General features: G+C 53.3%; 11 protein-coding genes. 8 read left to right on the top strand and 3 right to left on the bottom strand.

Annotated features, from left to right (window positions below):
- Position 1: 1 nt before the first annotated feature.
- Entirely contained in the window at positions 2 to 1,894 is a 1,893-nt protein-coding gene (locus tag NZ653_02040) for a serine/threonine-protein kinase (protein MCS7285912.1), read from the bottom strand.
- A gap of 128 nt (positions 1,895 to 2,022) precedes the next feature.
- Here NZ653_02040 and NZ653_02035 point away from each other — a divergent pair, with 128 nt between their 5' ends.
- The 8 genes from NZ653_02035 to NZ653_02000 all read left to right on the top strand — a co-directional run bounded on the left by NZ653_02035 (position 2,023) and on the right by NZ653_02000 (position 13,683).
- On the top strand, positions 2,023 to 3,357 hold the full coding sequence (locus NZ653_02035; protein MCS7285911.1) for an SH3 domain-containing protein: 1,335 nt from the start codon (positions 2,023 to 2,025) through the stop codon (positions 3,355 to 3,357).
- Between the two features lie 94 nt (positions 3,358 to 3,451).
- Entirely contained in the window at positions 3,452 to 4,705 is a 1,254-nt protein-coding gene (locus NZ653_02030; protein MCS7285910.1) for a molybdopterin molybdotransferase MoeA, read from the top strand.
- An 18-nt stretch (positions 4,706 to 4,723) separates the two neighbouring features.
- Positions 4,724 to 5,788, top strand: coding sequence for an N-acetylmuramoyl-L-alanine amidase (locus NZ653_02025; protein ID MCS7285909.1), 1,065 nt, complete (start codon positions 4,724 to 4,726; stop codon positions 5,786 to 5,788).
- 3 nt (positions 5,789 to 5,791) lie between these two features.
- Positions 5,792 to 6,904 (top strand): glycosyltransferase, encoded by a 1,113-nt coding sequence (locus tag NZ653_02020; protein ID MCS7285908.1) that lies wholly within the window; start codon positions 5,792 to 5,794, stop codon positions 6,902 to 6,904.
- Positions 6,901 to 7,785, top strand: a complete 885-nt coding sequence (locus tag NZ653_02015) for a CPBP family intramembrane metalloprotease (protein ID MCS7285907.1) — start codon at positions 6,901 to 6,903, stop codon at positions 7,783 to 7,785. Before NZ653_02020 ends, NZ653_02015 begins: the two co-directional genes overlap by 4 nt.
- Positions 7,769 to 9,568 (top strand): glycosyltransferase family 39 protein, encoded by a 1,800-nt coding sequence (locus tag NZ653_02010; protein MCS7285906.1) that lies wholly within the window; start codon positions 7,769 to 7,771, stop codon positions 9,566 to 9,568. The genes NZ653_02015 and NZ653_02010 overlap by 17 nt, the downstream gene beginning before the upstream one ends.
- Complete coding sequence (locus tag NZ653_02005) at positions 9,550 to 11,202, top strand: 6-pyruvoyl-tetrahydropterin synthase-related protein (protein ID MCS7285905.1); 1,653 nt, start codon at positions 9,550 to 9,552, stop codon at positions 11,200 to 11,202. Before NZ653_02010 ends, NZ653_02005 begins: the two co-directional genes overlap by 19 nt.
- A 204-nt stretch (positions 11,203 to 11,406) precedes the next feature.
- On the top strand, positions 11,407 to 13,683 hold the full coding sequence (locus NZ653_02000; protein ID MCS7285904.1) for a DEAD/DEAH box helicase: 2,277 nt from the start codon (positions 11,407 to 11,409) through the stop codon (positions 13,681 to 13,683).
- On the opposite strand, the gene NZ653_01995 is transcribed toward NZ653_02000, so the two are convergent.
- Together NZ653_01995 and tenA are read right to left on the bottom strand one after the other, a co-directional pair.
- Positions 13,675 to 14,493: a M55 family metallopeptidase gene (locus NZ653_01995; protein ID MCS7285903.1), complete on the bottom strand. Its 819-nt coding sequence runs from the start codon at positions 14,491 to 14,493 to the stop codon at positions 13,675 to 13,677. The two genes, NZ653_02000 and NZ653_01995, sit on opposite strands and share 9 nt — an antisense overlap.
- 39 nt (positions 14,494 to 14,532) lie before the next feature.
- Entirely contained in the window at positions 14,533 to 15,198 is a 666-nt protein-coding gene (gene tenA / locus NZ653_01990) for a thiaminase II (protein ID MCS7285902.1), read from the bottom strand.
- Positions 15,199 to 15,213 lie beyond the last annotated feature (15 nt).

Genomic DNA, 15,213 nt, shown 5'->3' with positions numbered 1-15,213 from the left:
TTTAAACTCCTTGGGAAGGGATAGAAGGCAAAGCGTAAAGTTTGCCGTCGCAGGAACCTATGTATACCACACCTCCTGCCAGAGCGGCTGAAGAAACTACTGGCCCTCCGGTTAGGAAGCGCCAGAGCAACTCCCCTTTTGAAGCGCTCAGGCAATATACAAAACCATCTACAGAACCGAAGTAAACCCTTTCTTCTTCCACCTTCGGGGAGGAGACAACTTGATCACCGGTAGCGTATTTCCAGAGGAGCTTGCCGTCTTCCGCTCTGAAGGCATAGAGGTGGCCGTCCGCAGAGCCGATATAGACGGTATTTTCAACCACAGCGGGTGTGGAAACAACGGGTTTTCGGGTCTTGTAGCGCCACACTACCCACCCCGATAGGGCATTGAAGGCATAGACGTAAAAATCAAAGCCTCCGATAAAGAAGAGGTTTTCAGAAACCACAGGCGAGGAAACCACCCTCCTCCCACAATAGTGACGCCAGATGGGGTAGCCATCGGCCACTTTCAGGGCGTAAATGAAGCCGTCATCTGAGCCGAAAATTATCCTATCCTGAAACAGGGCCGGGGAGGACCTTATCGCTGCTCCGGTAGTGAAAAACCATTTCAGCCTGCCTGAAGTTGCCTCCACAGCGTAGAAATTGCCATCATCGGAACCGAAAAATACGAGCTCTCCGTAGACTTTGGGGGAAGACCGGACTTTACCTGCGGTGGAGAAAACCCATAATGTTCGCCCGGAAGAGAGGTCAAGGGCATAGAGGTTGCCGTCTTCTGAACCGAAGAAAACCATCCTCCTCCAAAGGAAGGGCGTGGAAACCACACCCCCTTTGGTGGGGTATTTCCAGAGCATTTTGCCTGTTGTGGCATCCAGGGCATAGAGATTGTAATCGTAAGAGCCGATGTAGACAGCACCAGCAGCTACTGCAGGGGAAGAGCGAACTTCATCCTCACACTGGAAAACCCAGAGGGGTTTAACTTCCTGGACCTCTTCCTTCTGGAATATTGGTACTGTCAGGGGCTTTCTGCCGCCCAGAGCTTTTATTATGGCCGCCTTCATCTCTTCGGCCGAGGAAAAGCGCTTATCCATCTCGTATTCCAAGGCTTTCATAATGACTGCTTCCAGAGCGGGTGGAACCAGGGGGTTTATGGCCCTTATGGGCCGCTCGTGGAAAGAGAACGGAGGCTCGGTCCTGGGATCTACCCTGGTCAGAAGGTGATGTAAGGTAGCACCCAGAGAATAAATGTCGCTCCTTGGGTCCACCACCCCACGGTACTGTTCAGGAGGGGCATATCCCTCGGTCCCCACCATAGTGCCCCTTAGTCCCTTCTGAAAAACTCTGGCGATTCCGAAGTCCACGAGCATTATTCTTCCCTGGTGGGTAAGCATTATATTGGAAGGCTTGAGGTCCCTGAAGACTATGGGGTTCGGCTTGTGGTTGTGCAGGTAATGGAGGACATCGCAGAGCTGAAGGGCCCAGTCCACTACTGTGTCCAGAGGAATAAAAGAGGGGGTTTCCTGCAAAATTGTTTCCAGGTCTTTCCCTTCCACGAACTCCATCACGAGGTAGCTCCGCTGGCCTTCGGTGAAATAGTCGTAAACTTTGGGGATGGCAGGATGGTTCAAGCTGACCAAAATCTGGGCTTCCCGGTTGAAACTGGCCACACTTTCCTGATGAACAGAAGGGGAAAGCTCAGAAAAAATTTCCTTAACAGCACAGATCCTTTCAACCCCTTCAAAGCGCCTATCTCTGGCTTTGTACACAGCCCCCATGCCCCCGACCCCGAGGACTTCCAGTATTTCGTAGCGCCCCTGGAGAAGAGTGCCAGGCTCTAAGGTGGAATAGGGACGGGTTTCCGGAGGCTGCACCCCTTTGGTCTTGAGGTCTCTCTCCATTTTTACCCTCCAAAGGTAATTATAAAAGTTTCGTGATTTTAATGCAAAGAGTTTTTCGCCTTGCCTGGCTGTCCAGCAGGGTTTAAAATACCAGGAGAATAGCCCGGAGGGCTAAAAGGAGGATGCAGATGAAACGATCGATGGCAACTTTAGCCCTGCTTTTGCTCCTCTGGGGGTGCACCCCGACCCCCACTCCTCTCCCAACTTTTGTTCCTACTCTTCCTGCCCTTCCTTCTCCTACTTTTACAGCTACTCCCACACAAACCCCGACCCCTGCTCCAAGTCCCACTTTTACCCCCTTCCCAACGCCCGAGCCTGTAGCGCTGGTAAAGGTGAAAAGCCTGGCCCTGCGTTCAGGTCCAGATGCCCTTTATCCCATTGTGGCGGGATTGAAATATCAGCAGAAAGTAAAGGTAATGGGAAGGGACGAAAGGGGGTTCTGGTTAAAAGTGGTTACAGAAGAAGGTCTGGAAGGCTGGGCAGCTGCTTCTTACCTTGATTTCCCAGGCCCTATAGAGGCCATCCCCGTAGCCGAGGTTCCGCCCCTTCCCCCTTCCCCAACTCCTACTGCAACGCCCATTCCTCCCTTCACCGGTAAGCTGGTTTTCCAGCTTTCCAGCGGAGGTGATATCTACATCCTCAACCTGACCACCATGGAGCTTAAAAGGATAACAGCAGGCATGGACCCCTCCTTTTCCCCCGATGGTAAACGCATCGCTTTTGCCCGATGGGAGGGAGACCGCAAGGGGATATGGGTTCTTGACCTGGAAAACTTTCAGGAATGGCCTGTCTTCATTCATCCCCATGCCAAATCCCCCGATTGGTCTCCCGATGGAGATAAAATAGTCTTCACCCGCCAGCACGGCGGTAAGCCTGAAGAGACCCGATGCTATATGGGGCGATGTTTCACCATTCCGGCCGACCCCTTCTGGAAGCTTGGGGTTGTGGAGCCCGCTACGGGCAGATTCCACGAGTTGCCCTGCGATGACCACAGCTTTTCTCCTTCCTGGTCTCCCGATGGTCGGCTCATAGCCTACGATGGCGATACAGGCATTGTTGTGGTCTCAGCTGACGGCACCAGAGCTTATAAGCTTACCGATGACCCTGACGATACTTATCCTGTATGGAGCCCTGATGGCACACGTCTGGCCTTCATGCACCACCAGCACGACCACTGGGAAATTTACACGGTTAATGCCGATGGAACAAGAAGGACCAGACTTACCGCCCCTGGTCTTCTGGAGAAACCATACAATAGCGTGGCTCCTGCTTGGTCCCCGGATGGCAAATTCATCGTGTTTTTAACCGACCGCAATGGGAAATGGGAAGTGTATGTGATGAAGTCCGATGGTTCCGGGCAAAAGCCTTTGTTGCCAGAGGTTTTGGGCTCCCTGGAATTTCGCTACGATTTCGTCAGCGAACATGTGCTGGATTGGTGGGGGCCGCGGGCTTCGGAGCGCTGAGGCGGTGAGAGTCCCTCGGGGGCCGGAGTTGGTCATTTCTTGGCGCTTTCCCTTGCCTCTGGTATAATGACAAAAAATTCTGGGGGAAAACGTTATGGAGGCCTTTTATCCCATGCTTAGTGTTGAGGAAGCACTGGAAAAAGTCCTCTCTATGTTCCATCCCCTTGAGCCTGAAGAGGTGGAGCTGCTGGATTCTCTGGGCCGGGTGTTGGCAGAAGATGTGTTCGCCGATATGGATATACCCCCTCTTGATAACAGTGCTATGGATGGGTATGCTGTGAGGGCTGAAGATACGAGAGGGGCTTCTCCCCAAAACCCCCGTCCTTTACGCATTATCCACGAAGTCCCTGCAGGGTACATAAGTGAGAAGACCGTGGAGCCAGGAACCGCTATCCGCATAATGACTGGTGCTCCCATACCTCCAGGGGCCGATGCGGTAATCCGCTTTGAAGATACACGCCGTGAAGGGGACGTGGTTTACGTCATGAAAGAGGTAAAGCCCGGGGCTGAAATCCGCAGGGCTGGAGAGGACGTCAAAAAGGGCGAGCTCAAGCTCCGCAGAGGCTCGGTCATAAGGCCTGCTGAGATAGGCATGCTGGCAGCCCTCGGGAAAAAGAGGGTCAAAGTTATCCGCAGGCCCAGAGTGGCTATTCTGGCTACAGGGGATGAGCTGGTGGATCTGGATGAAACTCCAGGCCCCGGAAAGATCCGCAACACTAATACTTATTCCAACGCAGCTCAGGTTGTGAAATACGGCGGGATACCGATAATTCTTGGAATCGCAAGGGACCGGAGAGAGGAGCTGGCGGCTAAACTGTGGGAAGGGATTGAGAGGGGCGCAGATTTGATTCTGACCTCAGGAGGGGTTTCAGTAGGGGACTTCGATCTGGTCAAAGAGGTCCTTGCTGTGGAAGGAGAAATCACGTTCTGGCAGGTAAGGATGAAGCCGGGCAAACCCATTGCGTTTGGAATCTTAGGCGGTAAGGTACCCCTTCTGGGCCTTCCGGGGAACCCTGTCTCGGTGATGGTGTCCTTTGAACTGTTTGCCAGGCCTGCCATCCTGAAGATGCAGGGCAAAACATGCCTGGAAAAGCCCACTATTGAAGCCATCCTCCTGGACGAAATAACCAGTAAAGATGAGCGCAGGCATTTCGTAAGGGTTACAGTGGAAAAAAGAGGTAATGAATGGTACGCTCGCCTTACAGGAGAGCAAGGTTCAGGCATTCTCACTTCCATGGTCAAAGCCAACGGCTTGGCCATAATCCCCGAAGATTGGAAAAAAGCTGAGGCTGGCTCCAGAGTTAAGGTTATGATGCTGGACTGGCCAGAAGAGATGGCTTGTTTATAACCTGCCCCGGAGGGAAAAATGCCCCTTAAGATTATAACTATCAAGATTCCCAGCGCTGAGGAGCTTCTGAAAGCTCAGGGATTTACTCCCGAGGAAGTCCAGAAATACCTTGAACTTCTGAGGGAGAAATATGGCCCCCCGGAGAAGCTCACCCCTGGGGAATATACCCTGGAAATACCCGAAGAAGCCATCCCACATCCCTTTACGAACCAGGATCTCATCAATGCGATTTACAAGTTGGCCGAGAGCCGCGGGGAAAACGGTTGGGCTCTGCTCAAGAGGGCAGGCCTCACCCACCTGGTCAACAAGCGCTATGAGTTCTATTCAGGCCCTCCAGTGGAATCCTTGACCGGGTTAACCCTGGAGGAGCGCAGGCTCCTGGCTCAAATTTTGGGCATCACCCTGCCTCCTATCCCTGAAATAGAAGCTCCTCCCATAGTCCATGCTGGGCCAACCCCCAACTTCACCCCTGGAAGAGGAGGCAACCCGATAGACCTCATTGTCCTGCATTATACAGCAGGGGGAAGCGTTGAAAGCACCATCTCCTGGTTCAAGAATCCGCGATCGAAGACCAGTGCTCACTATCTTGTGGCCAGGGATGGCACGATTTACCAGTTTGTCAGAGATGAAGATACCGCCTGGCATGCAGGTATACCCCCAAGGCCCGGCCTATCGGTGGAAGAGAACCGGAAGCGAGAGGAGAGGGCCAGGATAATCCGCCCCAACCAGAGAAGCATCGGAATTGAGATAGATAACTGGGGGTCCCTCAGGAAAACCAATGGGGGCTTTTTGACCTGGAATGGGAAGCTTTATCAGGGTGAAGTCCTAGAGTTTGGGGAAAGTTACTGGGAGCCTTACACCGAAGCGCAGTACCAGACCCTGATAAAGCTCATCCGTTACCTCTGCCAGAAGCACTCCATACCTCCCAATTATCCTCCCGAAGGACCAGGAAATTACCATCAGGATGCGGGCGTTTTAGCTTCTTTCAGGGGAATCCTGGGGCATTGCGCTCTGGATGATACTAAGCCGGACCCCGGTCCCCATTTTGATTGGGAGAAATTGGCCGAAGGGCTCACCAGTTAAGCCATGCGTATCCTTCACGTCTACAAGGATTATTTTCCCGTCACTGGGGGGATAGAAAATCACATACGCCTTCTGGCCCGGGAACAGGCCCGCAGCGGCCACGATGTAACGGTGCTGGTTACGAACCTTAAGCCCAAGACTGTGGAAGAGCTACGGGAAGGGGTCAGGGTTATAAAGGCAGCACGCCTGGCTCATGTTGCCTCAACCCCATTGAGTATCTCCTTCTTCCGCCTTATGGGGAAAATTCCGGCGCAAGTTGTGCATCTCCATTTCCCTTACCCCCCGGGAGAAGTGGCCAACTTTCTCAGAGGACGGGGGAAAATTTCTGTCTTAACCTACCACAGCGATGTAGTTCGACAGAGGTTTATCCTGGCTCTTTACTATCCCCTCCTTCTGCGCATCCTCAGCCGAATTGATGGCATCATTGTCACAAGTCCCCGTTACCTGGATTCTTCGCCCTTTCTGCAGCTTTTCCGGGAAAAATGTGCTGTGATCCCTCTCGGAGTAGAAGTGGAACGCTTTGCCTCCGCTTCCGAAGAGGAGGTGTCCGCTATCCGCCATCGCTACGGTCATCCTCTTATCCTTTTCGTGGGCAAGCTCCGCTACTACAAGGGCATCCCCTACCTCCTGGAGGCTATGAGAAATCTGGAAGCCAGACTCCTGATCGTGGGTTCGGGGCCGATGGGGAAGGCGTGGAAAAAGCTTTCATCGGAAATGGGGCTTGATGGGAAAGTCTTTTTCCTGGGCGAAGTGGAGGATGAGAAGCTTCCCGCTTTTTACCATGCCTGCGACCTTTTCGTCCTGCCCGCTTCTCACCGGAGCGAGGCCTTTGGCACAGTCCTTATAGAAGCGATGGCGGCCGGCAAACCTGTCATTTCCACCGAACTGGGAACCGGAACCTCCTGGATAAATAGAGATGGAGAAACCGGGCTTGTGGTCCCCCCACGCGATCCGGAAGCCCTGGCCAGAGCTGTAAAGTTTTTGCTGGAGAACGAGCCCCTTCGTTTCCAGATGGGCGAGAAGGCTCGTCTTTACGCCCGCTCCTTTTCGGTGGAGGAGATGACCCGCAAAGTGCTGGATTTTTACCAGGAACTTCTGGAGGGGAAGCGACGATGAGCTGGCAGAGGTTTTTACTGAAAGACGGCAGGCTTCACCCTGGGTGGCGGGCTTTCCTCTTCCTGCCTCTATACATTATTACACAAACCGCCACGGGAGCGGCCTTTATCCTTGCTTTTTACCTCCCAACTCGCAGGATTCCCGAGATTCGCCCTCCTTCGGTCTTTCTAATCGGGCTGGAACTGGTGATTACAGGAGCCCTGGTGGTTCTGGTTTTCGTTATGAGGCGTTTTGTGGACGGCAAAAGTTTTAGAAGCCTCGGCTTTGAGGTGGGCAGAAGGTTGTTACCGGATGCAGGCCTTGGGTTAGCTCTGGGATTTTTCCTTATGGCCCTGGTTTTTGCTCTACACGTTTCGCTCGGATGGGCTGCGGTGGGTCAAATTCTTCCTTTGTCGCAAGCCCTTCAGGTCCTTGTCCTCTCTTTCTTTTTCCTGCTTACCGCTGCTTTGAACGAAGAATTGGCCTTCCGTGGGTATTTCCTGCAGAACTTGGAGGAAGCTTTTGGAACTGCCTGGGCGGTGGCCGTTTCCTCCATTATCTTCTCCCTCTTTCACTTCCTCAACCCTCATTTTTCACGGCTTGCTTTTATCAATATTGCTCTTGCAGGAGTGCTTTTTGCGGTAGCTTACCTTTTGACCCGCAACCTGTGGCTTCCCACGGTCCTGCATTTTTCCTGGAATTATTTCCAGGGGCCTGTCTTTGGCTTCCCCGTGAGTGGCATCGCGTTTCCCAGCATCCTGAATTTGGAAATCCGCTCCGGAAATTTCATCCTTTCGGGAGGAGCCTTCGGCCCTGAGGGAGGGCTTTCGGGCACTATCGCTACTTTGCTGGGAATAGCAATTCTCTGGCTCTGGATGGGGAGAAATGCGCCGAAGCGTTGAACCTTACCTTATCCTTACCTTCCTTTTCGCCATACCCCTCATGGGTCCTCTCTTCATGCCCGGTTATTTCTGGAACGCTCACGATGCCCGCCACAACGTTTTCTTCATCTTTGAGCTGGACCGCTCCATCAAAGATGGCCTTCTCTACCCGAGGTGGTCGCCGGACTTTGCTTTTGGCTACGGTTACCCTTTCTTCAACATTTACGGTCCCCTGTCTTCTTACCTGGGAGAGCTCTTTCACCTCCTGGGTTTTGATATCCCAACATCGGTTGAAATTGTTTTCGGCCTTTCCATCCTCCTTTCGGGTTCAGCCATGTATCTGTTCCTGAGAAAGGTGATGGGCCCGGGGGCAGCTTTCTTGGGCGCAATGGTTTACCTCTACGCTCCCTACCACATCTTTGACCTCTACGTTCGGGCAGCCCTGGCCGAGGCGGTCTCTATGGTCTTCATTCCCCTGGTTTTCTGGGGTATTTACGAAAGCGTGGAAAGGCCCCGCTGGAACGCCGTAGCTGGGACAGCCATTGCCTATGCCCTGCTTCTCTTTACCAGCAATCTGGTGGCCCTGGTGGTTACGCCCATGCTGGCCCTTTACCTGCTCCTTCTGACGGGCTTGAAGGCTTTCAGTGGATTCCCTCGCGAGCGGTTCTCTCTCCCCTATGCCATCATGGGCTCTGGAGAGTTCATCCATGTTTCCATACCCCCTGCCTCTGGCTTGCTTTTAGGGCTTGCCCTCTGCGCTTTCTTCTGGCTTCCGGCTTTCTTTGAGTTCAAATATGTGCGGACTGACCAATGGATGGGGGGTTACTACCGATATCAGGACCACTTTGTTTACTTTTTCCAGCTCTTTTCACCCCGATGGGGCTTCGGCATAAGTGTGGCTGGGCCCAACGATAATCTGGGATTTCAGTTGGGGATCGTTCCCTTCGGGCTGACGGTTCTCTCGCTCCTGGTTCTTCCCCGGTTGAAAGGAAGCCTTCGGGCTCAGGCCATCTTCTTTTTCCTGGCCACAGCCCTCACTGTTTTCCTGTCCCTTCATGCCTCCACGCTTCTGTGGGAAAAGGTAAGCTTTGTGCGGTTCGCTCAATTTCCCTGGAGGTGGCTTCTCATTCCGGTTTTTTCCATGGCCTTTCTCTCCTCCCTCATCTTGGCAGAAGAGAGGAACAGGCCTTTTCTGCCCCTGCTCCTTGGCCTTATGGTCATTGCAGGCAGTTACCCTTACATTAAAGCTGAGCCAGGGAAGCCCCCGGAAGGAGGCGTATCCCTGGCAGGCTTGATGCGCTTTCAGCGCACTTCTAACGAGATGACAGGTTCTACCGCCTGGGTTAAAGAGATACCAGGCTGGTCCCCCTTTGCCGACCTCCACATAGCCGGGATTGAGGTTAAAACCCGCATAGATTATACCTCCATCCCCCCAGATACCCAGATTTCAACCCTGGAATGGCGCACAGCTTCCGAACTGTTCGGCTATCTGACCGAAAGAGAAGATTTAACTGTTACTCTCAACCTTTTCTATTACCCCGGCTGGACCGCTTACCTACTGGAAAAAGAAGGCGAGAAATACAGGATAGTAAAAAAGCTCCCCATCGCTCCGGAAGATGGTCCCCTGGGCAGGGTAACGGTGAAAGTCCCCAAAGGGTTGCATTATGTCCTGGTGCGTTTTGAGGATACACCCGTGAGGAAACTGGGATGCACCATAACATGGATAAGCGTCGCTTTCTGCAGTGGGGTCTGGCTCCTGAGGGCATGGCTCAGACGGAGAGGACGATGCGCAGGATCGCTTTAGTTCTCCTTCTCACGTCCTTTGCCTGGTGGCCTCTTCTGGCTCCCGGCTATTTTCTGAAGGCCCACGATGCCCGCCACACCCTTTTCTTCTTGGTGGAATTTGATCAGGCCTTAAAGGATGGAGCGTGGTATCCACGCTGGGCTGTGGACCAGGCCGTGGGCTATGGTTATCCCCTCTTCATTTTCTATGCTCCCCTGGCTTATTTTATAGCCGAGGTTTTTCACCTTGCGGGCCTGAGCGTAACCTGGTCTATCAAGCTGACCTTTCTCCTGAGCTTCTGGCTTGGGGCAATTGGGATGTACCTTTTGGGACGGAAACTGTGGGGCGAAAGGGGTGGCTTGGTTTCCTCCCTCCTTTTCACTTATGCCCCTTACCACCTGGTGGATATTTACGTCCGCTGTGCTCTGGCGGAATTCCTCGCCTTCTCCCTCATGCCTCTGGGCTTGCTGGCTTTCCAGCACCTTATGGAGAACCCCCGTCCGAAAGCTGTAGCGATGGCAGGCTTTTCTCTGGGAGCTATAATCCTTGCCCACCAGATCACAGCCTTAATATTTCTTCCGATGTTGGTGACCTTTGTGCTCTACGAAGGGCTGAGGAGCAGGAATTTCCGGGCTTTTATCCCATCTTCCCTGGCGGGACTTCTTTCCCTGGGGTTTAGCGCAGCTTACTGGATCCCAGCCCTGGCCGAAAGGAAGTTCATCGTTCAAGAGCAGTGGATGATGGCCAAATACAATTTCCGAGAGCAATTTGTTTACTTCTTTCAGCTCCTCGCCCCTGAGTGGGGTTACGGCCACGCTGTGGCAGGCCCCGAAGATGGCATGCCCCTTCAGGTTGGGATTTTGCTCCTGGGCAGCAGCGTTGGGGCACTGGTGCTGGGGTGGAGATTGAAGGAAAACAGGGGAAGATTGGCTTTCTGGGCCCTCTGGTCTCTTATCTCCCTTTTCCTGACCCTTCCAGCTTCCATGTTTATCTGGGAGAAAGTCCCCCTGTTCCCTTTGGTGCAATTCCCCTGGCGATTTCTCGCCCTGGCGGTGGTATCCCTTTCCCTCGTGGGTGGGCTTCTGGGAGAGTTGCTGGGGGAAAGGGAGCATTTGCTCAGCCTTCTGGTGATAATTTCTTCTTTTGAGTACACTCTCCCTCAGCATACTGAGCTTTCCCCCAGGGCTGAAAAGCCGGTGGCGGTAATAGACTTTGAGCTGGATTACCCCGATATGCGCGGAATGACAGCCTGGACCCGGGAGTTTCCGAAGGAATCGCCCCTCATAGAGCAGTACCTGAAAGGTGAAACCCTCCGCAAGGCTCAGATTATAAGAGGCCGCGGTTCTGTTATCCCCCTCAGACACGGGGGCAGGTCGGAGGAAGTGGAAGTAACAGCGGAAGGAGAAGTCACCCTCCTTTTTTACACCTACTATTACCCTGGGTGGCGAGCTTACGTGGACGGCAAGCCTGTTCCCATTCGCCCAGAAGGCAAATATGGCCTTATCGCCCTGGAAGTTCCCGACGGCCAGCACAGGGTTCTTCTCCGTTTTGAGGATACCCCTTTGCGGTTCTGGTCTCAAATTCTTTCCCTTGCCTCTTTGCTGACAGGCATCGCCCTCATGGCTTTCAAAAGCGGGGGAAGGGTTGTTAAATAGCTGCGAATAGAACTCAACGGCCTGATTCAAACATTCCGGGGCGACGAAAGTTCTCCCTCAGATGAACCTGGAGGCTCTGAAACTGCTGATAGTCTGGCTTCGCTCGAGGTATACCGCCGGTTTTCAGCGGGAAATTGCTCCGGAGCTGCGTTTGTGTTATCTTAATCTATGGGGCTTTAAGGGCTGGAGAACAGGTGAAAGTCTATGCCTTACTCGCCTTCTTTTCTGGAGCAGATAACCAGAGCGCCCTTTTACCGGGGGCAAATAGTGCATATTGAACGCATTCCGGAGCGAAAACCCCGCTATGGAGAACTTGATAAGCCCCTGCATCCTCTGGTCCAGAAAGCCCTGGAAGAAATTGGGATAAAGGCCCTTTATTCCCATCAAGCTCAGGCTATAAATGCCATAAGACGGGGGGAAAACGTAATTGTTTCCACCGGAACCGCCAGCGGCAAAACCCTTATCTATAACATTCCGGTTGTGGAATCCATACTTCAGGACCGTAGGAGCAGAGCCCTCTACCTCTTTCCCACCAAAGCCCTGGCTCAGGACCAGCTCCGCAGCTTGGTTGAACTGACTCGCTTCAGCCCAATACCCTTTGGCACCTACGATGGAGATACCCCTCAGTCGGCCCGGAACCGGCTGCGGAAAACCGCTTCCATAATCCTTACTAACCCCGATATGCTTCACGTTGGAATCCTGCCAAACCACAATCTCTGGAGCTCATTTTTAACTCACCTTAAATTTGTGGTTATTGACGAAGCCCACGTATACCGCGGAGTTTTCGGGTCCCAGGTGGCTTGCGTGTTGAGGAGGTTGAGGCGCCTTTGCCGGTTCTATGGGTCTAATCCCATCTTCATCCTCTGCTCCGCCACCATTGCAAATCCCCAGGAGCATGCTCAGGAACTTATAGGGCTTCCTGTCACGGTTATAGAGGACGATGGAGCTCCCCGAGGGGCGAGGGATTTCGTCTTCTGGAACCCTCCATTCATTGACATAGCTCGCACCGTCCGCCGCAGCCCTAACTCTGAGGCTACGGCCCTTTTTGTGGAAATGGTAAAGCAGGGCATAAGGACCATAGTGTTTGCCAAGGCTCGCAAAGTAGCCGAGCTTATACTCCGCTATGCCCGGGAAATCCTTGCCCGCGATTCGCCTGAGTTGATACCTCTCATAAAGGCCTATCGGGCCGGTTACTTACCCGAAGAACGGCGTCAGATTGAGCGCGAGCTTTTCGGAGGGAAACTCCTGGGGGTTACTGCTACCAATGCTCTTGAGCTGGGCATTGACGTAGGCTCCCTGGACGCTACCGTCTTGGTGGGATACCCCGGGACCATTGCCAGTACCTGGCAGCAGGCAGGCAGGGCAGGAAGAGGGGTCAAGCAAGCTCTCACCATCCTCATTGGCCTTGACAATCCTCTGGATCAGTTTTTCATGCGTAATCCCCGGGAGTTCTTTGGGAGAAGCCACGAGCATGCTCTCATTGACCCCGATAATCCTTATATCCTGGAACAGCACCTGGCCTGCGCGGCTTATGAACGTCCCCTGGAAAGCTCCGATGAAAGCCTCTTCGGGCCTGGCTATCGTGAGGCAGTGGATAAACTGGAAAAACAGGGTGCCCTTCAAAACCGCCACGGTCGCCTTTTCTACGTGCTCCGGAATTATCCAGCCGAACTTGTAAGCCTCCGCTCAGTGGGAGGCAAAAGCGTCCGCCTCATAGATGAAAGCCGGGGCATAACTCTGGAGGAAATTGAAGCTTCCTCTGCGCCGTATCGTGCTCATCCCGGAGCCATTTACCTGCATCAGGGGGAAACCTATCTGGTGACCGAACTTGACCTGGAGGAAGGGGTAGCTTTGCTCAAACCTGTAGATGTGGATTATTACACCGAACCTAGGGAGATAAATGAAGTAAGCATAATAAAGTCGGTAAAACATCGCGAAATAAAAGGAGTGATGGCCTACCTTGGTCATCTGAGGGTTTACCAGCAGGTCATCGCCTATAAGAAAATCCGCCAGTATACTGAAGCCACTATCGGGGTGGAATTTCTGGACCTACCACCCTCAGTCTTTGATACAGTAGGGTTGTGGTTTGATCTTCCCTTCAGAGCGCTGGAGGAGGTAAGAGCTAAAAGGCTGGACTGGCACGGGGGGCTTCACGCTGTAGAGCACGCTTCTATAGGGATGCTCCCCCTCTTTGCCATGTGCGACCGGTGGGATATAGGCGGGCTTTCAACCCCCTGCCACCCCGATACCGGTAAAGCTCAGATTTTCATATATGATGCTTTCCCCGGAGGGGTGGGAATAGCTGAGAAGGGTTTTGAGCTCCTGCCTCGCCTCTTGGAAGTTACTCTGGAACTTGTAGCAAGCTGCCCCTGCGAAAGCGGTTGCCCCTCCTGTATTCAGAGCCCGAAGTGTGGGAACAACAATGAGCCTCTGGATAAGGAAGCAGCAATAATTATCCTCAGGCATCTTATTTCATTTTAGCGCCATCCTCGCCAACCCGACCATGGCCCTGAAAGCTTTGTAAACGGTTAGGTAATCGTGGTGGGTAAATTCCAGAGTGCGTGCATCTATCCTTTTCGCTTCGGGGATGAGTTCAGCAAGGTCGGCATAAGCACTGTTTATGAATTCTACCCGGATGGTGAAGGGGCCTTCCGGCCGGAAGAGTTTACCCCCTTGCTTAAGGGCAGCGGTAGCAGCCTTCTTAATTCTTTCCCGGGCTTCAGCAGGGGGAAGGCAGCGGGCTGAGTATCGTCCCACCGCCTCTTTGACTACCACCGTCTGAATTTCACCCAGGAGGCGGCGGGCTTCTTCCACAACTTTATCGTCTCCGGTCACCAGGCCCACAGGAACACCGAAGGTTCCGGCCAGTGCCGAATTCAGCCCCAGTTCTCCCATAAGTTTTCCGTTGAGGTAAACGTTGTAGACAACCCTGCCCATATAGGTGTGGTCCATAACGCCCGCGTGAGTCCCGGCCATGGAGTGATAGCCGATGAAGAAGACCATATCAAAGCTCCCATCTATGCCTTCCATCATTTCCAGGGGTTTAGGGGAGCCGCTGACGAGCCAGGCTCTGGGGTGGATTTCTTCCACCAGAAGGTTATCCATAGAACCATGGGCGTCGTTGATGAGGATTTCAGTAGCGCCTCCTTCCAGCGCTCCCTCCACAGCAGCGTTGACTTCAAGGGTCATGAGTTTGCGAAAACGATTGTATTCCTCCCTGTTTTCCCCCACCTGGTCGGGGTTTACCACTCCTGAAATACCCTCCATGTCGCAGGAGATATAGACTTTCATGGAGGCCTCCTTAGAAAGGCGGGTTCGGTTAGCCTATGGTTATATGGGCCAGCTTTCCATCCGCCAGGCCATATCCCAGAACATCCATTCGTAACGGCTCGTAGTAACGAAATGGGCCCTCATGATCCCCTGAAGTTCAGGGCCTGCCCACGCCGAAACGGTCTCCACGATTTTCCGCAGCTCTTCCACTACGGCCGAGAATTCTTCGGAGGAATAGGTCTCAATCCATCGCTTGTAGAGGGGGTGAGGAGAACCAGTTTTCTCCAGCTCCCTCCCTACCATAAGGTAAATCCAATCGCACGGCAGAAGTGAAGCCACAGCTTCTTCGAAGGAGCCCAGGTAGGCTACCCTGAGGAGGTAAGAGGTATAGGCGAGGTTTGTAGGGGCTATAGGGGTTGAGTATACCTGTTCAGGGGTGAGCCCCCAATCTTTGAAGAAACTATCGTGCAGGGCGCGCTCGGCTACAAGGGTTTCCCGGGCATGGCGGGAGAGAAACTCCGTCCATTCATCCTTGGGAGAACGGGAGGCAGCTGCCGCCAGAGCTCGCGCAAAATCTCTAAGGTAAAGGGCATCCTGAATAACGTAGAAGCGGAATTTTTCTTCGGGAAGGGAACCATCGGCCAGGCCTTTGAGGAAGGGATGGGAGAGAATGGCCTGGTAAATAGGTTCAATGCTTGCCCAGAGTTCCTGGGTAAAGCTTGCCATCGTTTCCCCTCCTTT

Source organism: Anaerolineae bacterium (assembly GCA_025062375.1).
Classification (GTDB): Bacteria; Chloroflexota; Anaerolineae; order SpSt-600; family SpSt-600; genus SpSt-600.
This window is presented reverse-complemented; position numbering and strand designations above follow the sequence as displayed.